The sequence below is a fragment of the Pseudoxanthomonas mexicana genome (assembly GCF_014397415.1).
Taxonomy (GTDB): Bacteria; Pseudomonadota; Gammaproteobacteria; order Xanthomonadales; family Xanthomonadaceae; genus Pseudoxanthomonas_A; species Pseudoxanthomonas_A mexicana.
The window spans coordinates 2,273,741-2,292,806 of sequence record NZ_CP060731.1 but is presented as its reverse complement, the minus strand read 5'-3'; the positions used below and the strand labels follow the sequence as shown (position 1 = coordinate 2,292,806).

At 70.1% G+C, this 19,066-nt stretch carries 16 protein-coding genes and 2 pseudogenes; 9 read left to right on the top strand and 9 right to left on the bottom strand.

Annotation, left to right across the window (positions count from 1 at the left end):
* Window positions 1-7 precede the first annotated feature (7 nt).
* From xseA to IAE60_RS10745, 3 genes are all read left to right on the top strand, one after another.
* The gene (gene xseA / locus IAE60_RS10755) at window positions 8-1,339 is read left to right on the top strand and encodes an exodeoxyribonuclease VII large subunit (protein ID WP_187572236.1); all 1,332 of its coding nucleotides are present in this window, start codon (window positions 8-10) and stop codon (window positions 1,337-1,339) included.
* Between the two features lie 70 nt (window positions 1,340-1,409).
* Entirely contained in the window at window positions 1,410-1,754 is a 345-nt protein-coding gene (locus IAE60_RS10750; protein ID WP_187572235.1) for a ribonuclease E inhibitor RraB, read from the top strand.
* A gap of 105 nt (window positions 1,755-1,859) precedes the next feature.
* Entirely contained in the window at window positions 1,860-3,617 is a 1,758-nt protein-coding gene (locus tag IAE60_RS10745; RefSeq protein ID WP_187572234.1) for a vWA domain-containing protein, read from the top strand.
* Window positions 3,618-3,654: 37 nt separating this feature from the next.
* Here the strand turns inward: IAE60_RS10745 and IAE60_RS10740 are convergent, their stop codons facing one another.
* A complete protein-coding gene (locus IAE60_RS10740; RefSeq protein WP_187572233.1) occupies window positions 3,655-6,570 on the bottom strand; it encodes a bifunctional diguanylate cyclase/phosphodiesterase in 2,916 nt (971 codons plus the stop codon).
* Window positions 6,571-6,855: 285 nt separating this feature from the next.
* On the opposite strand from IAE60_RS10740, the gene IAE60_RS10735 reads away from it, so the two are divergent.
* The 5 genes from IAE60_RS10735 (at window position 6,856) to IAE60_RS10715 (ending at window position 11,395) form a co-directional block, all read left to right on the top strand.
* The gene (locus IAE60_RS10735; RefSeq protein WP_425504472.1) at window positions 6,856-7,374 is read left to right on the top strand and encodes an RNA polymerase sigma factor; all 519 of its coding nucleotides are present in this window, start codon (window positions 6,856-6,858) and stop codon (window positions 7,372-7,374) included.
* A complete protein-coding gene (locus IAE60_RS10730) occupies window positions 7,371-8,498 on the top strand; it encodes a hypothetical protein (protein WP_187572231.1) in 1,128 nt (375 codons plus the stop codon). Before IAE60_RS10735 ends, IAE60_RS10730 begins: the two co-directional genes overlap by 4 nt.
* Window positions 8,495-9,085, top strand: a complete 591-nt coding sequence (locus IAE60_RS10725; protein ID WP_187572230.1) for an IMPACT family protein — start codon at window positions 8,495-8,497, stop codon at window positions 9,083-9,085. Before IAE60_RS10730 ends, IAE60_RS10725 begins: the two co-directional genes overlap by 4 nt.
* 87 nt (window positions 9,086-9,172) lie before the next feature.
* Window positions 9,173-10,948 (top strand): ABC transporter transmembrane domain-containing protein, encoded by a 1,776-nt coding sequence (locus IAE60_RS10720; RefSeq protein WP_187572229.1) that lies wholly within the window; start codon window positions 9,173-9,175, stop codon window positions 10,946-10,948.
* Window positions 10,949-11,017: 69 nt separating this feature from the next.
* Entirely contained in the window at window positions 11,018-11,395 is a 378-nt protein-coding gene (locus IAE60_RS10715; protein ID WP_187572228.1) for a hypothetical protein, read from the top strand.
* A 19-nt stretch (window positions 11,396-11,414) separates the two neighbouring features.
* Here the strand turns inward: IAE60_RS10715 and IAE60_RS10710 are convergent.
* From IAE60_RS10710 to IAE60_RS10705, 3 genes and pseudogenes are all read right to left on the bottom strand, one after another.
* Window positions 11,415-12,317, bottom strand: a pseudogene (locus tag IAE60_RS10710) (fatty acid desaturase family protein); the annotation flags it as partial.
* 62 nt (window positions 12,318-12,379) lie between these two features.
* Window positions 12,380-12,578, bottom strand: a pseudogene (locus tag IAE60_RS19040) (acyl-CoA desaturase); the annotation flags it as partial.
* Window positions 12,578-13,681, bottom strand: coding sequence for a ferredoxin reductase (locus IAE60_RS10705; RefSeq protein WP_187572226.1), 1,104 nt, complete (start codon window positions 13,679-13,681; stop codon window positions 12,578-12,580). The gene IAE60_RS10705 and the pseudogene IAE60_RS19040, both read right to left, overlap by 1 nt.
* 99 nt (window positions 13,682-13,780) lie before the next feature.
* On the opposite strand from IAE60_RS10705, the gene fabR reads away from it, so the two are divergent.
* Entirely contained in the window at window positions 13,781-14,440 is a 660-nt protein-coding gene (gene fabR, locus IAE60_RS10700) for an HTH-type transcriptional repressor FabR (protein ID WP_374501176.1), read from the top strand.
* 6 nt (window positions 14,441-14,446) lie between these two features.
* Here the strand turns inward: fabR and IAE60_RS10695 are convergent, their stop codons facing one another.
* The 5 genes from IAE60_RS10695 to IAE60_RS10675 all read right to left on the bottom strand — a co-directional run bounded on the left by IAE60_RS10695 (window position 14,447) and on the right by IAE60_RS10675 (window position 19,064).
* Window positions 14,447-14,947: a L,D-transpeptidase family protein gene (locus IAE60_RS10695; protein WP_185895804.1), complete on the bottom strand. Its 501-nt coding sequence runs from the start codon at window positions 14,945-14,947 to the stop codon at window positions 14,447-14,449.
* Window positions 14,944-16,569, bottom strand: a complete 1,626-nt coding sequence (locus tag IAE60_RS10690) for an acyl-CoA dehydrogenase family protein (protein WP_187572225.1) — start codon at window positions 16,567-16,569, stop codon at window positions 14,944-14,946. Before IAE60_RS10690 ends, IAE60_RS10695 begins: the two co-directional genes overlap by 4 nt.
* A gap of 111 nt (window positions 16,570-16,680) precedes the next feature.
* On the bottom strand, window positions 16,681-17,928 hold the full coding sequence (locus IAE60_RS10685; RefSeq protein ID WP_244966551.1) for an FAD-dependent oxidoreductase: 1,248 nt from the start codon (window positions 17,926-17,928) through the stop codon (window positions 16,681-16,683).
* Between the two features lie 92 nt (window positions 17,929-18,020).
* Window positions 18,021-18,227: a cold-shock protein gene (locus tag IAE60_RS10680; RefSeq protein WP_162110185.1), complete on the bottom strand. Its 207-nt coding sequence runs from the start codon at window positions 18,225-18,227 to the stop codon at window positions 18,021-18,023.
* 90 nt (window positions 18,228-18,317) lie between these two features.
* The gene (locus tag IAE60_RS10675; RefSeq protein ID WP_187572224.1) at window positions 18,318-19,064 is read right to left on the bottom strand and encodes an S-methyl-5'-thioinosine phosphorylase; all 747 of its coding nucleotides are present in this window, start codon (window positions 19,062-19,064) and stop codon (window positions 18,318-18,320) included.
* Window positions 19,065-19,066 lie beyond the last annotated feature (2 nt).

The following is a 19,066-nucleotide window of genomic DNA, read 5'->3' as shown; positions in this document are numbered from 1 at the left end:
TTGCCGCATGACCGACACCGCCCGCGACATCCTGACGCCTACCCAGCTGAACGCGCTCGCCCGCGATCTGCTGGAAGGCGCGTTCCCGCTGGTGTGGGTGGAGGGCGAACTGGGCAACGTCACCCGCCCCGCCTCGGGCCACCTGTACTTCACCCTGAAGGACGCGCGCGCGCAGGTGCGCTGCGCCATGTTCAAGCCCAAGAGCCAGTGGCTGAAGTTCGCCCCGCGCGAGGGCCTGCGCGTGCTCGCGCGCGGTCGGTTGACGCTGTACGAGGCACGCGGCGACTACCAGCTGGTCATCGACAGTCTGGAAGAAGCCGGCGAAGGCGCGCTGCGAAGGGCGTTCGAGGAACTGAGGGCCAGACTCACCGCGGAGGGCCTGTTCGACGACGCGCGCAAGCGCGCCCTGCCCGCCCACGTGCGGCGTCTCGGCGTGCTGACCTCGCCCACCGGCGCGGCGGTGCGCGACGTGCTGAGCGTGCTGCAACGCCGCTATCCCCTGGTGGAGGTCGACGTGCTGCCCGTACAGGTGCAGGGCGAAACCGCGGCTGGCCAGATCGTCGACATGCTGCAGCGTGCGGCGCGCAGCGGGCGTTACGACGTGCTGCTGGTCGCCCGCGGTGGTGGCTCGCTGGAGGACCTGTGGGCCTTCAACGATGAGCGCCTGGCGCGCGCCATCGCGGCCTCGCCGGTTCCCGTCGTGTCCGCCATCGGCCACGAGACCGACTTCACCCTCGCCGACTTCGCCGCCGACCTGCGCGCACCGACGCCCTCGGTCGCGGCCGAACTGCTGGTACCGGACCGGCGCGACCTGCTGGCGCGCGTGCAGACACTGCAGCGCCGGCTCGCGACGACCCAGGCGCATCGGCTGCGCAACGCCATGCAACGCGCCGACCGCGCCGCGTTGCGCCTCCATGCGCTGCGACCACAGGCGTGCCTGGAGATGCTGCGGCGTCGCCAGGAAGACGCCGCACGCCGCCTGCATGCGCTGTGGCGCGACCAGCAGGCGCGTCGCCAGGCCGCACTCCGCCATGCCGACGCGGTGCTGCGCGCCCACGCACCCCGGCGTCGGCTGGAACAACTGCGCGCGCGGCTGCTGGCCCTCGCCCCCCGCCCCCAGGCCGCGGTCGCACGCACGCTGCAACGCGACGCCCTGCGCCTGCGCGCGCTGGCGCGTTCACTGGAAGCCGTCAGCCCGCTGGCGACCGTCGCCCGCGGCTACGCCTTGATCACTAAGGAAGACGGCACCCTGGTGCGCTCGGTGGCGCAGGTGCAGCCGGGGGAGCGCGTCGACGCACAGGTCGGCGATGGCCGCCTGACGCTGAGCGTCGAATCCTAGGACCGGTCCACAGCCCCCCTCTCTTCAAGGCGCGGCCAGCCGGACGCGCGCGCCACATCAGGAGCACGACATGATCACCCACGAACAACTGGTCGAGATGTTCGACAACATGGCCAGGGAAACCTCCTGGGACCTGCGCAAGCCGCTGGTATGGGGCTATTTCTTCACGCATGGCTCGCGTCCCGCACTGGAAGCGGTCGTGCCGCTGCTGCAGGCGCAGGGCTACCGCGTCATCGCGCTTTACCTGGAGGACAAGGACAACCGGAAAGACCCGGACCTGTGGTGGCTGCATGTCGAGAAGACCGAAGTGCACACGCCCGACAGCCTCCATGAGCGCAACCAGGCGCTGTACCGTTTCGCCGAAGAACACGGCCTGGATGCCTACGACGGCATGGATGTGGGCGCCATCGACTGACGCGGCCGGCCCCGTACAGCCTCCGGCTCCGGAGCCACCGCCTCGCGCAACCCCATTCGCCGACCCCGCGCGTTCGACTCCCTGTCCCACACACGGAGTCACGCCATGTCGCACCGTCTGACCGTCACCCTGCTGGCCGCCGCCCTGCTGGCCGCCTGCCAGTCCAGTCCCACCGCACAGCACGCACCCGAGGCGGAAGCGGCCACCGCCGCGGCCGATGCCCAGCGCACCCACCAGGCCGCGGCTGCCGCACGCAGCGAGCAGGCCACGCTGGACAGCATCGTGGTGACCGGAACCCGCCTGCACCGCGGACAGGCCAAGGCTGTCATGCCCACGGGGCACGTCTACGCACCGCCTGCACCGCCGGCACCGGTGATGGCGATGGAATACCGCGTCGCCCACGCGCCGCTCGCCCCGCCGGCCAACACCGAGAAGTACGCCGAACGCGACGACAATCCGGTCAAGCGCACGCTCGACGAACCCGTCTCCACGTTCTCCGTCGACGTCGACACCGGCAGCTACAGCAATGTGCGACGCATGCTGCGCGAGGGCCAGCGTCCGCCGGCCGACGCCGTGCGCGCGGAGGAATTCATCAACTACTTCCGCTACGGTCATGCCGCACCGACAGACCGCAGCCGTCCGTTCAACGTCACCACCGAACTCGCCCCTGCGCCCTGGAACGCCAAGCGCCAGCTGCTGATGGTCGGCATCAAGGGCTACGACGTACCCAAGGCAACGCTGCCGCCGGCCAACCTGGTGTTCCTGCTGGACACGTCGGGTTCGATGGAGTCGCCCGACAAGCTGCCGCTGCTGAAGCAGTCCTTCGCCCAACTGGTGCCGCAGCTGCGCCGTCAGGACCGCGTCAGCATCGTGGTCTATGCGGGCTCGGCCGGACTGGTGCTGCCGCCCACACCGGGCGACCGCCATGAGGAGATCCTCGCCGCGCTGGACCGGCTGCAGGCCGGGGGCAGCACCAACGGCGGCGACGGCATACGGCTGGCGTACGCGATGGCCAAGCAGGCCTTCGTCAAGGAAGGCGTGAACCGCGTGATCCTGGCCACCGATGGCGACTTCAACGTCGGCACCGTCAGCCAGGATGCGCTGGAAACGATGGTGGCCGACCAGCGCAGGTCGGGCATCGCGCTGACCACGCTCGGCTTCGGCACCGGCAACTACAACGATGCACTGGCCGAGAAGCTGGCCGATGTGGGCGACGGTAACCATGCCTACATCGACACGCTGCAGGAAGGCCGCAAGGTGCTGGTGGACGAGATGCAGTCCACCCTGCTGACCATCGCCCGCGACGTGAAGATCCAGGTGGAGTTCAACCCCGCGGTCGTGTCCGAGTATCGCCTGATCGGCTACGAGAACCGCGTGCTGGCCAACGAGGATTTCGCCAACGACAAGGTAGATGCGGGCGACATCGGCGCGGGCCACGAGGTCACCGCGCTGTACGAAATCACGCCGGTCGGTAGCGGCGCCGACCGCCTGCCCGCGCTGCGCTATGGCGACAGGCAGGTGGCCGCCGGGGCCCCGACCGACGAGGTCGCGCACGTGCGCCTGCGCTACAAGCTGCCGGGGCAGGACAGCAGCCGCCTGATAGAGGCACCGGTCGCACGCACGTCGCTGACCACGCAGCCCAGCGACGCGTTCCGGTTCGCCAGCGCGGTGGCGGCCTACGCCGATCTGTTGCGTGGCGGCCAGCGCATCGATGCATGGGATTGGCGCGATGTGGCCCGCACGGCACGACAGGCCGGCGGCCGCGACCCGCACGGGCTGAAGGCGGAGTTCATCGAGCTGGTCGACCAGGCACGGAGGCTGGTCGCGGTACCGGACGATGCGCCCGCCATCGCCGGCGAGTGAGTCGCAAGGAGGGCGGCATCGACGCCGCCCTCCCGCTTTATCCGGCCTGTACCGTGTCTGCTACGCCGACCTGCTCCAGGCTCGCCATCGGCCGTCCCAGCAGGTAGCCCTGGCCCAGATGGCAGCCCAGCTCGATCAGCGCGCTGCGCTGCTCCTCGGTTTCCACGCCTTCGGCGATGGTCTCGATGCCCAGCGTGCCGGCCAGCGCCAGGATCGCGCGCACCAGCGCCAGGCTCTCCGGCCGCGCTTCGGCGCCCAGTCCCGATACGAAGCTGCGGTCGATCTTCAACACGGAGATCGGGAACCGGTGCAGGTACGACAGCGCCGAGAAGCCGGTGCCGAAGTCGTCCAGCTGCGCCAGGATGCCGTGCTGGCGCAGCGTGCGCAGGATGCGCAGCGTGCGCGGGGCGTCGTCGAGCAGCGCGACTTCGGTGATCTCCAGCCGCAACCTGGCCGGATCGGCGCCATGGGCCTCGAACATCGCCAGCAGGCGATCGCCGAAGTCGGGCGAACGGAAATGCCGCGGCGACACGTTCACCGAGATGTAGCCGTCCACGCCCCGCGCGATCTGCCGCACCACCTGCTCGTACAGCAGCCAGTCGACCTGTTCGATCAGGCCGCTGTCCTCGCCCAGGCCGATGAACTCGGCCGGCAGCAGCAGGCCACGGCGCTCGTGCTGCCAGCGCAGCAGCGCCTCGTGGCCGATCACCCGCCCGTCGTCCATGCGGCGGATGGGCTGGTAGAACGGCAGGAAATCGCGATGGTTGATCGCGCGGCGCAGGTCGGCCTCCAGATCCAGGCTCTGCATCGCCGCTTCGCGCATGGCTTCGTCGAACATGGCGCAGCGGTCGCGCCCCTGTTCCTTGGCGCGGTACATCGCCGCATCGGCATCGCGCAGCAGCTCTTCGCCATTGCGATAGCGCGGGTGCCACACGGCGATGCCCAGGCTGGCGGAGGGAAACAGCTCGCGGCCGGCCACCCACATCGGCCGCCCCAGTACCGCCAGCAGGCGCTGGGCGAAGTCCCGCACGTTCTCCACGCCGTCCGTGTATTCCACCAGCAGGGCGAACTCGTCGCCGCCCAGACGCGAGACCACGTCGTCCTCGCGCACGCTCATGGTGATGCGCCGCGCCACCTCCACCAGCAGTTCGTCGCCGGCGGCGTGGCCCATGCTGTCGTTGACCAGCTTGAAGCGGTCCAGGTCGAGGAACAGCACGGCGAAAGCCTGGCCGTCGCCATGCCGTGCGCGCTCGATGGCGGCCGACAGCCGGTCCAGCAGGTGCGGACGGTTGGGCAGACCCGTCAGCGCATCGTGGGTCGCCTGGTAGGTGAGCTGCTGCTCGGCACGCAGGCGCTCGCCGATCTGTGCGCGCAGCTGGTGGTTGGCCTCGGCCAGTTCGCGGGTGCGTTCGTCCACCCTGCGCTCCAGCTCGGCGTGCGCGCTGCGCAGGCGTTCATGCGTCCGCTGCCGGTCCAGTCCGTTGCCGATGTGGTGGGCCACGAACGTCAGCAGGTTCTGGTCGTGCGAGGTGAACTTCACTTCTTCGGTGTAGCTCTGCACCACCACCGTGCCGACCACGTCCTCGCCGCGGAACAGCGGCACGCCCAGCCAGCTGTACGCCGGCGGCCCGTGCTGCTGCAGCTTGCCCTGTTCTGCCAGCTGGGCGATCACGGGGCGGTCGGCCAGCAGCGGCCTGCCCGTGGCGATCACGTACTCGGTCAGGCCATTGGTCATGCGCCGCGACTTGCGCATCGGGTCGCGCTCGTCGATCGAGTAAGGGAAGCTGAGTTGCTCACCGTCGTCCGAGACCAGGGCGATGTAGAAGTTCCGCGCGTCGATCAGTTCGTCCACCACCACATGGACGTCGGCATAGAAACGCTCGAGGGTCTCGGAGGTGATGGCGAGCTCGGTGATGCGAAACAGCGCGCGCTGCAGCTTCTCGGCACGCTTGCGCTCCATGATCTCGGCCTGCAGCTCGCGGTTGGCGCGCTGCAGCTCGTGCGTGCGTACCGCCACGCGATGCTCCAGCTCCACGTGCGCATGCTTGCGGTCCAGCGCGGTCAGGATGTGCTGGGCCACGTAGCCCAGCAGCGCGCGGTCCTCGTCGGCATAGCTGGCGGGCGTGTCGTAGCTCTGCACGACGATGGCGCCGCAGACGCGGTCGTCGCGGCGCATGGGCACGCCCAGCCAGTCCAGGCTGTCCGGCCCGTGCGACGGGTCGCGGATCACGCCCAGCTTCTGCCGGATCACCGCCGACGGTCCCCGCAGGGGCTGGCCGTGGCGCAGCAGCGCGAACGTCATGCTGTTGGCCATTTCCTCCTCGCCGAACTCGCGCTCCGGCTCGGCCACGTACGGATCGCGCTGGTCCGCGAAGTACAGGAAGCGGACCGTGCGGCGCTGGTCGTCGTAGAGGACGATGTAGCAGTTCTCCGCATACATCAGCGAGTTCACCACCGCATGGATGCGGCGGAGCATCTCGGGCATCTCCAGGTCGGCACCGGCCAGATCGGCGATCTCGTAGAGGGCCTGCTGCAGCCGCTTGGACTTCTCAAGGGACACGATGCGCGCCTGCGCGCGCGAGGCGTCCAGCGTGGTCTCCACCAGGGTACGCGCCAGCGCCAGCCATGCCGCTTCATGCTCGGCCGGCCGGGCGTGCGCGCCGGCTACCGCCAGCGCCATGCGGGCGTTGCCGTCGGCATTGTCCCAGGCGTGCACGCAGAGGTCCGGATCGTCGTGCTCGGCCGCGTCGGCCAGCGCCTGGTCCGCACGCCGCCGCAGCGCCGCCGATGCCCCCGGCGTGGCCGCGCTGGCACCGCCCAGCGCCCAGTCACGCCAGCACACCGCCAGCTCCGCGCCCGGCGGCAGCAGGCCACACAGGGTCGCCGCGATCCGCTCTGCGGGCGACGCGGGCGTGCTGGCCGGATTGTCTGCGCTGACCGATGGCGTAGGCATGACCGTGTCCCGACAGAGACGGTGCGTGAATCTGGATATCCCCCACGGCGAGCATACCGCCAGCCGGGCCCTGAACGGAAACGACCACCGCAACCCCGCCGCACGTTCCGGGCCGTTCCGGAACAGGTGCGCCCTTTCCCTGCTCCCGCCAGATCCGCCCTCCGGTCGGCCTGCCGCGCGCGGCTCGTACCGGCTGCTCCCGCGTGTCCCAGCTTCACGCGCACGCGCGGACCGCTTACGCTGGTGCCGGTGAACGACCTTGCCGAGCCTGCCGACGAAACCCTGATGCTGGCCTACGCCAGCGGCGACGCGTCGGCCTTCGAACAGCTTTACGCACGCCATCGCGGGCCGCTGTACCGGTTCCTGCTGCGGCACCTGCGCGACGCCGCGCTGGCGGACGAGTTCTTCCAGGACACCTGGCAGCGCGTGATCGCGGCGCGCCAGGCCTGGAAACCGGAAGCCGCGTTCGGGACCTGGCTGTACCGGATCGCGCACAATCGGCTCAACGACCACTGGCGCGCACTCAAGCACCGACCGCCCGCACCCGAGGACGCCGAGGCCCGCACCGAGCGCGTGCCGGACCCGGACACGCCGGAGCGCCAGCTGTCGCAGTTCGAACAGCGGCGGCGCCTGCAGCTGGCCATGGACGAACTGCCGCCGGAGCAGCGCGAAGTGCTGCTGCTGCGGCTGGAACAGGAACTGACCCTGGAGGAGATCGGCGAGATCACCGGCGTGGGCCGGGAAACCGTGAAATCGAGGTTGCGGTATGCGATGGACCGGTTGCGGACGAGATTGAACGAATGAAGACCCCCCACGAGCCCCTGACGCCCGAAGAACGCACGCTGGCGCAGTCGCTGTCCCGGCTGGGTCCGCACGGCGGTCCCTCGCCCGGACTGGACACGCGCATCCTGGCGGCCGCCCGCGCAGCCGTGCAGGATGCGCCCGCGCCGGGTGGGCAGGTACCGCCGCCGCGTCGCCGCTGGCCCCTGGGCCTGGGTGTGGCCGCCTCGGTCTTGCTTGCCGCCGGCGTCGCCTGGCAACTGCGCCCTGCCTACGAGGTCCCGGTGGCCAGCGAGGTACCGGCCGCGGCGCCTGTCCGCGCGCCCGCCGGGGTGATCGACAGCGCCGAGGCCGACATCGATCCGGCCGCCGCCAGCGCCGCCCCCGTCGCCGTACAGGAAGCGCCTGCCCCGGCGCTGCCGCCCGCGGCCCCCGCCGACGCCGCGGCGTCAGGCCCCGCGCGCAAGAATGCGGAAGCCGCCGCGCGACAGGAGGCGACACCCAAGCGGGGTCCGCTGGGACTGATTCCCGCAGTGCCCGGCCTGTCCGCACCTGAAGCGCCGCGGATCACGCGTTCCGCGCCCCAGGCCTTCCCGGCCGAGGCCGCCAGCGCGCCGGCACCCGCGTCTGCGCCCGCCCCGGTGGTGGCGGACGAAGCGATGGAGATGCAGGACACTGCGGCTGCGGCACAGGCGCGCGAACGCGCGGCCGCACAGCAGCAGGAACAACGGGTCCGCTACGAAGAGGCGCGGCAGGAGAAGGCCCGGGCCACCGACGCCCGTGCGCTGGATTCGATCACCGTGACCGGAAGCCGCATCCAGAACCGGGGGACGCCTACCCGCGTTCAGGACGCCGTGCCGGCGCCCACTGACGTGACGCCGCCCTCGCCGCCCGCACCGCCGCCTCCGGCCGCCAGCGCCGGCAGCAGCCAGCCCAGCGCCGCCCGCACCGCGCTGCGCCGCACCGACCTGCAGGTCCCCGTGGACGAGGACACACGGCTCCCGCCGGACGAATGGCTGGAACGCATCCGCCTGCGGCGCGACCTCGGTGACAGCGCGAATGCGTTGCGCAGCCTGCAGCTGTTCGTCCAGGCGCATCCGTTCCAGCGCGTCCCGGACGATCTGCGCCCCCTGCTGGGAACCCCGTGACCGACACGCTTGCCGGGCGCGCCTCCCATCTGCTGGAGGTGAAGCACAGCCGTTTCCTCGCCCAGGCCGCGCCGGTCGCCACCCCGGACGACGCGCTGGCATTCCTGCGCGAGATCGCCGTACCGGATGCCACGCACAACTGCTGGGCCTACCGGATCGGAGGCGAGTACCGTTCCAGCGACGACGGCGAGCCCGCCGGCACGGCAGGTCGTCCGATCCTGGCTGCGATCGATGGCCAGGGCTTCGACCGGGTGATGGTGGTGGTCACCCGCTGGTATGGCGGCATCAAGCTGGGGGCCGGCGGCCTGGTGCGCGCTTACGGCGGGGCGGCGGCCGAGTGCCTGCGGCAGGCGCCGCGCCTGCCCGTGGTGGCGATGACGTCCCTGGTCCTCGCCTGTCCGTTCGACGATCTGGGCATCGTGCATGGCGCACTGGCCACCCATCTGGCGGTGAAACAGGACGAATCATTCGACGAATCCGGTGCCCGGCTCGTGATCGAACTGCCCGCCGATCACGCGGACGCCTTGAAAACCCAGCTGCGCGACGCCACCCGTAACCGTGTGCGCGTGATGCCGGCCACGGCCTGACGCGCTGCGCGAGGCGGATGCGGGAGGCGCTGCGGGATCCCGACGGACCGCAACGCCTCCCACAGTCGCCTTGATCCGATCTCCCCGATGACCGACAGCGCCACCGATACCCCGGACCCTTCCAAATCAAAGGCCAAGCTCGGCACGCTGCGCGCGCTGTGGCCCTTCGTGCGCCAGCATGCGGGCTTGTTCGCCGCCTGGCTGTGTGCGCTGGCGCTGGCGTCGGCGGCGACGCTGAGCTTCCCGGTCGCGTTCAAGCAGATGATCGACGGCGGCTTCCACAGCGGCGGGAACATCGATCGGGTGTTCCTGGGCGTCTTCATCGTCGTACTGGTGCTCGCGATCGCCAGCGCAGCCCGCTTCTATTTCGTCTCGCTGCTCGGCGAGCGCGTCGTGGCCGACCTGCGCAGGCAGCTGTATGGGCACCTGGTCGGGCTGGATGCCGAGTTCCATGACCGCACCCGCAGCGGCGAACTGGTCTCGCGCCTTTCCGCCGACAGCGAACTGCTGCGCAGCGTCGTGGGCAGCAGCATGTCGGTGGCCCTGCGCAGCAGCATTACGGTGATCGGCAGCATCGTGATGCTGTTCGTCACCAGCCCGAAGCTGGCGGCCTACGCGCTGGTCGGCATCCCGCTCGCGGTGCTGCCCATCGTGCTGGGCGCCCGCCGGCTGGAGAAAGCCTCGCGCGCGAGCCAGGACCGCGTGGCCGATGCCAATACGCTCGCCAGCGAAACCCTGGGCGCCGTGCGCACCGTGCAGGCGCACGCGCGCGAGCCGTATGAACTCAAGCGCTTCGGCGATGCGGTATCGGTCGCCGTGGAAACCGCGCGCAAGCGCATCCGCGCGCAGTCGCTGGTCACCGCCACGGTCATCACACTGGTGTTCGGCGCGGTGGTGCTGGTGCTCTGGTCGGGTGCGCACGACGTGATCGGCGGACGCATGACGACGGGCGAACTCGGCCAGTTCGTCTTCTATGCCCTGATAGGCGGCGGATCGGTGGGCGCCCTGGCCGAAGTCTGGAACGAACTGCAGCGCGCCGCCGGCGGCATGGGCCGGATCGCCGAACTGCTCAACGAAACGCCGACGATCCGCGCGCCCGCGGCACCGCGTCGCCTGCCTGCCCCGGTGAAGGGCGAGATCCGCTTCGACAACGTCTCGTTCCACTACCCCTCGCGGCCCGACCTGCCCGCGCTCGACGATTTCAACCTGACCGTCAACCCGGGCGAAACCGTCGCCCTGGTAGGCCCGTCCGGCGCCGGCAAGAGCACCGTGTTCTCCATGCTGCTGCGCTTCCACGATGCACAGTCCGGCAGCGTGCGCATCGACGGCGTGGACCTGCGCGACCTCGACCCGGCCCACCTGCGCGAACACATCGCCCTGGTGCCGCAGCAGCCCACCATCTTCGCCGCCAGCGCCGCGGAGAACATCCGCTACGGCAAGCTCGACGCCACGGATGCCGAGCTGCAGGCGGCCGCCGAGGCCGCCGAAGCGGACGACTTCATCCGCGAACTGCCGGGAGGCTTCGACAGCCAGCTCGGCGAACGCGGCGCGCGCCTGTCCGGCGGCCAGCAGCAGCGCATCGCCATCGCCCGCGCCCTGCTGAAGGACGCCCCCATCCTGCTGCTGGACGAAGCGACCAGCGCACTGGACGCCCAAAGCGAGCGCGCCGTGCAGCATGCACTCGAGCGGCTGATGGCCGGGCGCACGACGCTGGTCATCGCGCACCGGCTGGCCACGGTGCTCAAGGCGGACCGCATCGTGGTGATGGATCGCGGCCGCATCGTCGCCCAGGGCACGCATGCGGAATTGCTCGCCCAGGACGGCCTGTACGCGGAACTGGCGCGCCTGCAGTTCCTCGACTGATCCGCCGGCGGCGATGACGGCCGCCTGCGCACGGGTCTAGGATGCCGTGTTGCCCGCAGGAGACCGCGCATGATCCCCGAACCGTTGCCGCCGCTGCTGCGCGGCCTGGGCACGCTGCTGATCCTGCTGACCAGCGCGCTGGTCGTGACCGTGGAGCGTCGCGACAACGCTGAGCGTGCCGAGCAGGCGCACCTCGCCCGTATTGCGCTGAAGGCGGAACGATCGCTTCAGCAGGGCCGCGCGGACACGGACGCGCTCGCCATCGAACTCAGGCTGCTGCGCCTGCAACTGCAGGACAACGACCTGGCCGACGAGGTCTTCGAAAACCCCTGGTTCCAGTGGCTGGGCCTGCTGGGCACCGGCCTGATCGCGGCCTCGTTCTTCGCCGAATGGCAGCTCAAGCGCAGCATTGCCCGCGCAGCACGCGCGGTGTCGCCGGACGGCTAGGCGCGCGCGCCTGCGCGCCTCACGCAGTGGCGTCGGCGTGCCGCAGCGGGGCGAACTTCGGCGGCCGGCTGGGGAAGGCGTGCCGCACGATCCGCCAGCACACCTGACCGAACTGGGTGAGCAGCGTGCCGGTGTTGTAATGCTGGCCGTAGCGCGCACAGATGGCACGCACTTCCTTGGCCATTTCCGCGTAGCGGTTGGCCGGCACGTCCGGGAAGAAGTGGTGTTCGATCTGGTGGCTCAGGTTGCCCGACATCACGTTCATCAGGAAGCCGCCGCGCAGGTTGGACGAACCGCGCAGCTGGCGCAGGTACCAGTGGCCGCGCGATTCGTTCTTGACGCATTCCTTCGGGAACGTCTCGGCGTTGGCGGTGAAGTGCCCGCAGAAGATGATCACGTAGGTCCACACGTTGCGCAGGCCGTTGGCGACCAGGTTGCCCAGCAGCACGGGCAGGAAGAACGGGCCGGCCAGCGCGGGGTAGATCACGTAGTCCTTGGCCAGTTGCCTGCCCATCTTGCGCACCACCGGCGCCGATGTGACGCGCAGTTGCCGGCTGCTCATCTTGCCGTGCCACCAGCGGCCCAGCTTGAGGTTCTGGATGGCGATGCCCCACTGGAACAGAAGCGCGAACACCACCGCGATGACGGGCTGCGCCAAGTAGAAGGGCTTCCACTTCTGCTCGGGGAAGATGCGCAGCAGGCCGTAGCCGATGTCGTCGTCCAGCCCGCGCACGTTGGTGTAGGTGTGGTGGCGGAAATTGTGCGTGTACCGCCAGTTGTCGGCGGTGCCGACGATGTCCCAGTCGTAGCTCTTGCCGTTGAGCTGCGGATCGCCCAGCCAGTCGTACTGGCCGTGGATGACGTTGTGGCCCAGCTCCATGTTCTCCAGGATCTTGCCCAGGCCGAGCGACAGCGCGCCCAGCGCCCACAGCACCCAGAACAGCCAGCCGACCGCGCTGTCGGCCAGCCACAGGCCGCCGGCGATCGCGGCCGCGAACAGCAGCGCGCGCCCGATCAGGTTGCTGTAGCGCACCGCCTTCACCACGTTGCGGATGTAGCGTGCATCGCGCGCGCCGAGGGTCGCCAGCGTGCGGGCGCGCAACGCGTCGAGTTCAGCGCCGAAGCGGTCCAATTCTTCCGCGCTCAGCGCGCGGTTGCGGGAGGAAATCGCAGGGGTGGCCATTACAGATCCAGCTCGAGGTCGGTGGCGGCGCTGTGGATGCACAGCTTCAGCGCCTGGGTGGGTTCGTGGAGGAGTTCGCCGCTGGGCAGGTGGCGCGTGCTGCCGGACGACTTGCCGCAGGCGCAGGTGTTGCAGATGCCCATGCGACAGCCGGACGGCGGTTTCAGGCCCTGCTGCTCCAGCGCCACCAGCAGGGATTCGCCGCGCGGCACCCGCAGCGTGCGCCCGCTGCGTTGCAGGCGGATGTCGACTTCGCCTTCGTCCACCACCAGCACCGGCGGCGCGGTGAAGGCCTCGGCCTGGAACGTCGCCACGCGCGGCGCCAGCAGGCTGCGCGCGGTTTCGACGAACCCGCCCGGACCACAGGCCATCGCCTGCCGTGCGGACAGGTCGCCGACATGCGTATCCAGCAGCACGTCGTCGATGCGGCCTTCGGCCTCGTCCGCGGCCTGCGCGGCCTCGCGCGTGAGCAGCAGGCGGAAACGGAAGCGGGGATGGGCGGTGGAGAGCGCGCGCAGTTCGTCCACGAAGCAGGCTTCCCCGCGCCGGCGCACCCAGTACAGCAGCGTCGTGTCGGCCGGCATGCCCTGGCCGGCCAGGTCGCGCACCAGCGCCATCAACGGGGTGATCCCGCTGCCGGCGGCCAGCAGGAGGAAGGCGCCACGCGGCGACGCGGGCAGCGTCATTTCACCGAACGCCTGGCCCAGGTCGACGATGTCGCCCATGCGGGCGTCATGGCACAGGTGACGGCTCACCTTGCCGCCTTCGATCGCCTTGACGGTGATCGGCAGCAGGCCGTCGGCACGCGGCGGCGCGGTCAGACTGTAGCTGCGGGTCAGCCGCACGCCGTCGATCTCGATACCCAGGTTCACATGCTGGCCGGCGCGGTGGCCGGCCCAGTGGCGGTTGGGCTTGAACAGCAGGGTCACCGCGTCGGCCGAGGCGGCTTCGCGCGCCACCAGCCGCGCCAGCGGGCGCTCCCAGGTCCAGGTGCGATGCAGGCGCGAGGCCCAGAAATCGAACACATCCGGCTTGATCAGCGGCCGGATCAGGCGTTTCAGGGGGCCGGGCCGGCGGGCCGGCGGTCGGATCTGGGCATTCATGGCCCCACTATACCTGCGGGAAGACGCATGTGTATACACTTGTATATTAATTTACGGGGCTATGATGGCCCTACCACTCCGTATGTCGGGCCCGCACGCGTGACCTCATCCCCGCAACCGCTGCACCCCGACGACCACGGCCCTGGCCGCAAGGCCTCGATTTCCCGCGAGGACCTGCTGGCGGCCGCCCTGAAACTGGTCGGCCCCCATCGCAGCGTTTCCACGCTCAGCCTGCGCGAGGTCGCCCGCGAAGCCGGCATCGCGCCGAACAGCTTCTATCGCCAGTTCCGCGACATGGACGAACTTGCGGTGGCCCTGATCGACCTGGCGGGCCGTTCATTGCGCAAGATCATCGGCGAGGCGCGCCATCGCGCCGCCAGCACCGACCGCAGCGTGGTGCGCGGTTCGGTGGAAGCCTTCATCGAACAGCTGCGCGCCGACGACAAGCTGCTCCACGTGCTGCTGCGGGAAGGCAACGTGGGCTCGGACGCGTTCAAGCACGCGGTGGAACGCGAGCTGCAGTTCTTCGAAGAGGAGCTGTGCCTGGATCTGGTGCGGCTGGCCGCACGCGACAACGCCCCGCTCCACGAGCCCGCGATCGTCTCCAAGGCGATCACCCGGCTGGTGTTCGCGATGGGCGCCACCGCCATGGACCTGCCGCGGGCGAAGGATCCCGAACTGATCGACCAGCTGTCGGAAATGGTCCGCCTGATCATCACCGGCTCGCGCGCCCTCGCCTCCCGCTCCGCGCCGCGCTGAACGCTCTCAGGGCGCGATGCGGATCGGCGTTCCGACAGGAACCCGTTGCCAGATCGCGTCCATCTCGTCGTTGGTCACCGCGATGCAGCCTTCCGTCCAGTCGACGCGCGAACCGGGCGGCGTGGCGCCGTGGATCATGATGTCGCCGCCCGGATCGACGCCGCGCGCCAGCGCCTGCCGGCGGTCGGTGTCGTTGGGGTAGGAAATGCGCAGCGACAGGTGGAAGCGGCTGCGTGCATTGCGGTAGGTGATGCGGTAATCGCCCTCCGGGGTACGCTGGTCGCCCTGCTCGCGCTTGTGCCCGATCGGGGCGCCGCCCAGCACGATGCGGTAGGTGGCGATCACCTGGTCGCCGCGCAGCAGGTCCATGCGGCGCTGCGCCTTGTACACATGGATCGCATCCGCCTGCTGGGCGGCAGGCAGCAATGGAGGCGGTGGCTCGCGGGGCGCTTGCGCCTGCGCCGTGATGCCCAAGGTGGTCAGCAGGATGGGCAGCCAGCGCCTCATGCCGGCCATGCCCGTGCAAGCACAGGCTCCACGTCCGCGTCTTCCGGCAGCGTCCCGAACGCCAGGCCATGTTCGCCCGCCAGCCGGCTGCGCACGAACAACGGTGCCACGGGGCTGCCCGCGCGTAGCAGCACCGCGGCCTGCAGCGCCAATGCCAGGCGCTCGACCAGCCGGCGTGCGCCGGCCTCTCCGGTGGCTGCCAACGCCGCACGCAGCCTGTCGACAAAGGCATCGTAAGCCGCGTCCGTCCCCGCCGCGGACGCGAGTTCGCGGTCGACCACACCGAGCACGCCGGGTTCGCGCGCCAGCGTGCGCAGCACATCGAGGCACTGGATGTTGCCGCTGCCTTCCCAGATCGAATTGAGCGGCGCCTGCCGGTACAGCCGCGGCAGGATGGATTCCTCCACGTACCCCGCGCCGCCCAAGCATTCCTGCGCCTCGTTGACGAAGGCCGGGGCGCGCTTGCAGATCCAGTACTTGCCGGCGGCGGTGGCGATGCGGGCGAATGCCGCCTCGCCCGCGTCATGCGGGGCCGCGTCCACCGCGCGCGCCACGCGCAGCGCGAACACCAGCGCCGCCTCCGCCTCCAGCGCCAGGTCCGCCAGCACGTTGCGCATCAGGGCATGCGCGACCAAGGGCTTGCCGAACGCGCGGCGATGGTGCGCATGGTGCAATGCCTGCGCCAGCGCCATGCGCATCTCCGCCGCCGAGCCCAGCATGCAGTCCAGGCGCGTCAGCATGACCATCTCGATGATGGTCGCCACGCCCCGGCCCTCCTCGCCGACGCGCCAGGCATGCGCACCGGTGAACTCGACCTCGCTGGAGGCGTTCGACCCGTCGCCCAGCTTGTCCTTCAGCCGCATCAGCCGGAATGCGTTCCGGTCCCCATCGTCCAGGCGCCGGGGCATCAGGAAGCAGCTCAGCCCAGCCGGCGCCTGCGCCAGCACCAGGAAACCGTCGCACATCGGCGCGGAGAAGAACCACTTGTGCCCGACCAATGCATAGGCATCGCCACGCGGCGTGGCCGTGGTGGTGTTGGCGCGCACGTCGGACCCGCCCTGCTTCTCGGTCATGCCCATGCCCAGGGTGATGCCGGCCTTGTCGGCGATGGGGATGTCGCGCGGATCGTAGTGCGGTGCGGCGGCCTTTGCCGCCCAGTGGGCCAGACGCGGCTCGCGCTGCAGGACCGGCACCGCGGCATGCGTCATCGTCAGGGGGCAACTGGTGCCGGCTTCGGCCTGGTGATGCAGGTAGCTCAGCGCCGCGCGCGCGACGTGCGCGCCAGGTCCGGGTTCGTGCCACGGCAGCCCCGCCACCCCATGCGCCTTCGCGGCCTCCATCAGGCGATGGTAAGCGGGATGGAATTCGACCGTGTCGATGCGCCGGCCATGGCGGTCGTGGGTGCGCAGGCGCGGCCGGTCGCGATTGGCATCGAAGCCCAGCCGATAGAGTTCATCGCCGGCCAGTGCACCGTAAGCCGCGAGCCGCGATGCGAAGGCGGAAACGCCCTCGCCCGCGACCGCCTCGCGCAGCGCCAGGTCGTCCGCCCACAGGTCGCGCGGCTCGAACGGAGGCGGCTGGTTGTCGACCCGATGGGTTTCGAAAGAAGGTAGGTCGTCCATCACCGGCTCCCGCTGCGCGTCCGGCCGATTCTCGCGCAATTCCGCGGCGCCTGCGGCCGGCACCCGCACCGCGATCCCCTTGGCGAACGTGAGCGCTTCTCGCGCCGCGGGTTACATCTTTCCCGATGCGGGAGCGCGGATGCCGTCGAGCGCCCGCATGAAGTCCGGCTTCAGCGCCAGCGTGCCGAGGAAACCGTGCTGGGTGCCGCTGAGCACGCGCAGCATGTGGCCGCGCCCGCCGGGCAGACGGCCCGCAGGCAGGAAGGCGACATCGCGCCCATGCGCGACCCAGTCGAGATCGGACTGGAAGATCGGTGTCAGCCAGCGGCTCCAGAACTGGTAGACGCCGACATGGGCCTGGCGTTGTCGCTGGTAGGCCTGCAGGGCCGAAGCGACATCGGCCTGCAGGCGCAGTGCGTCGCGCAGGGCCATCGCATCCATCAGCGCCATGTTGACGCCCTGCCCCAGCTGCGGGCTCATGCCATGCGCGGCGTCGCCCAGCACGACCAGACGATCGCGATGCCAGTGACGCAGGGTGACGTCGCGATAGCTGGCGCGCGCCAACTGGTCCGGGTCGACCGTATCGGCCAGACGGGCATCCGCCTCGGGCCACAGGCGGGCGATCTCGTCGCGCCATGCCGGCAGTCCGCGCGCACGCCAGCCATCGAAGTCGGCAACGGGCAGACTCCAGAAGAAGCTCAGACGCGGCGTGTCGTCGCCGGGGCGCGTACCTACCGGCAGCAGGCCGATCATCTTGCGCGCGGCGACGTAGCGTTGCCGCAGTTCGTCGTCCCAAGCCCAGTCGCCCTGCGGCACCAGACGCCAAAGCGCGCCCCAGGGATACATCGCCTCGCGCTTCACCGCGCCGGTGGCGCCGCGCAGGCGCGAGGCCGATCCGTCCGCTGCGACCACCAGGTCGAACGGACCGTGCCAGCGGCCGTGCGGATCGCGGATGAGGCGGGTGTCGTCGCTGATGGCGTCGATCGCGTGGCCGGGGTGGAGCACACCCTGCCCCGCCCACGCATCCGCCAGCAGCGTGAACAACGCGCCACGCTGCATGCCCAGGCCGAACAGGCGCGCATCCAGACCGCTGTACCGCATGTCCATCACGGCGCGACCGCACGGCGTTTCGCCGTACAGGCGATTGACCCGTCGGCCATGCGCCAGCACGTCGGGCAACAGGCCCAGTTCCCACAGCACCTGCAGGCCGGTCGGCTGCAGCAGGAAACCCGCGCCGACCGGACCCGGTTCCGGCGCACGTTCGAAGACCTCCACCCGGTGTCCGTCGCGCGCGAGCAGCAGCGCGGCGGCCTGGCCGGCGGTGCCGTAACCGACGATGGCGATGTGCAGCGGTTTCACTCAGGCGACTTCTCTGTAGCGCCGGCGCAGGGGTCCGGAATGCAGGCGTTAAAAAACCCCGCCGGAGCGGGGTTCAAGAAAATCGTCTTGGATCAGGCGGCCGGCGTGATGTTGGACGCCTGTGCGCCCTTCGGGCCCTGGGTCAGCTCGTAGCTGACGCGCTGGCCTTCCTGCAGGCTGCGGAAGCCCTTGGCATTGATGGCGGTGTGGTGCGCAAAGACATCGGCGCTGCCATCTTCTGGCGCGATGAATCCGAAGCCCTTGGCATCGTTGAACCATTTCACGGTACCGTACGGCATAGCGCTTGTATTTCCTTTTCTGGATGCGGGTGGTGTGTGTGACGGGAGGTCACACCGGCCGAGTATGCAAAGGCTGGCGCGCGTTGACAATCACCCTCGCGCCACCGTGGCGATCAAGGCCGGGATACCGGCCGAGGCCGCAGCGACGTTCGCCAGCACCTCATCCATGGTGATCTCCTCGTCCGCTCCGCAGCCCGCCGCCCAGTTGGCGACGATGGCCAGGCATGCGTATTCCAGGCCCATTTCGCGGGCCAGGCCCGCCTCCGGCATGCCTGTCATGCCGACCAGATCGCAGCCGTCGCGTCGCATCCGGCGGATCTCCGCACGCGTCTCCAGCCGCGGCCCCTGGGTGGCGCCATAGCAGCCGCCATCGACCAGTTCCACGCCGCAGGCGCGCGCCGCGTCCACCACGTGCCGGCGAAGTAAATGCGTGTAGGGATCACCGAAATCGACATGCAGAACGTCGCTGCCCGGTTCTTCGCAGATCGTCGAGATACGGCCCCAGGTGTAGTCGATCAGCTGGTCGGGACAGGCCAGCACGCGCGGGCCGTAGGCATCGGTGATGCCGCCCACGGTGTTGAGCGCCAGCACGCGGGTGGCGCCGATGTCCTTCAGGACCTGCAGGTTGGCGCGGTAGTTGACCTGGTGCGGGGGTACCGAATGCCCCTCGCCATGACGGGCCAGGAACGCCACGCGCCGGCCTTCGAGCGTGCCGATGCGGACCGGTCCGGAAGGCGCGCCGAAGCGCGTGTCCAGCACCCGCGTCTCCACGTCCTGCAGGTCGGCCAGCCGGTAGACGCCGGTGCCGCCGATGACGGCAAGCGCGATGTCGGCCATGG

Coding starts and splice junctions, on each gene's coding strand:
- xseA (WP_187572236.1), top strand. CDS start 8: ATGACCGACACCGCCCGCGACATCCTGACGCCTACCCAGCTGAACGCG.
- IAE60_RS10750 (WP_187572235.1), top strand. CDS start 1,410: ATGATCACCCACGAACAACTGGTCGAGATGTTCGACAACATGGCCAGG.
- IAE60_RS10745 (WP_187572234.1), top strand. CDS start 1,860: ATGTCGCACCGTCTGACCGTCACCCTGCTGGCCGCCGCCCTGCTGGCC.
- IAE60_RS10740 (WP_187572233.1), bottom strand. CDS start 6,570: ATGCCTACGCCATCGGTCAGCGCAGACAATCCGGCCAGCACGCCCGCG.
- IAE60_RS10735 (WP_425504472.1), top strand. CDS start 6,856: ATGCTGGCCTACGCCAGCGGCGACGCGTCGGCCTTCGAACAGCTTTAC.
- IAE60_RS10730 (WP_187572231.1), top strand. CDS start 7,371: ATGAAGACCCCCCACGAGCCCCTGACGCCCGAAGAACGCACGCTGGCG.
- IAE60_RS10720 (WP_187572229.1), top strand. CDS start 9,173: ATGACCGACAGCGCCACCGATACCCCGGACCCTTCCAAATCAAAGGCC.
- IAE60_RS10715 (WP_187572228.1), top strand. CDS start 11,018: ATGATCCCCGAACCGTTGCCGCCGCTGCTGCGCGGCCTGGGCACGCTG.
- IAE60_RS10705 (WP_187572226.1), bottom strand. CDS start 13,681: ATGAATGCCCAGATCCGACCGCCGGCCCGCCGGCCCGGCCCCCTGAAA.
- IAE60_RS10695 (WP_185895804.1), bottom strand. CDS start 14,947: ATGAGGCGCTGGCTGCCCATCCTGCTGACCACCTTGGGCATCACGGCG.
- IAE60_RS10690 (WP_187572225.1), bottom strand. CDS start 16,569: ATGGACGACCTACCTTCTTTCGAAACCCATCGGGTCGACAACCAGCCG.
- IAE60_RS10680 (WP_162110185.1), bottom strand. CDS start 18,227: ATGCCGTACGGTACCGTGAAATGGTTCAACGATGCCAAGGGCTTCGGA.
- IAE60_RS10675 (WP_187572224.1), bottom strand. CDS start 19,064: ATGGCCGACATCGCGCTTGCCGTCATCGGCGGCACCGGCGTCTACCGG.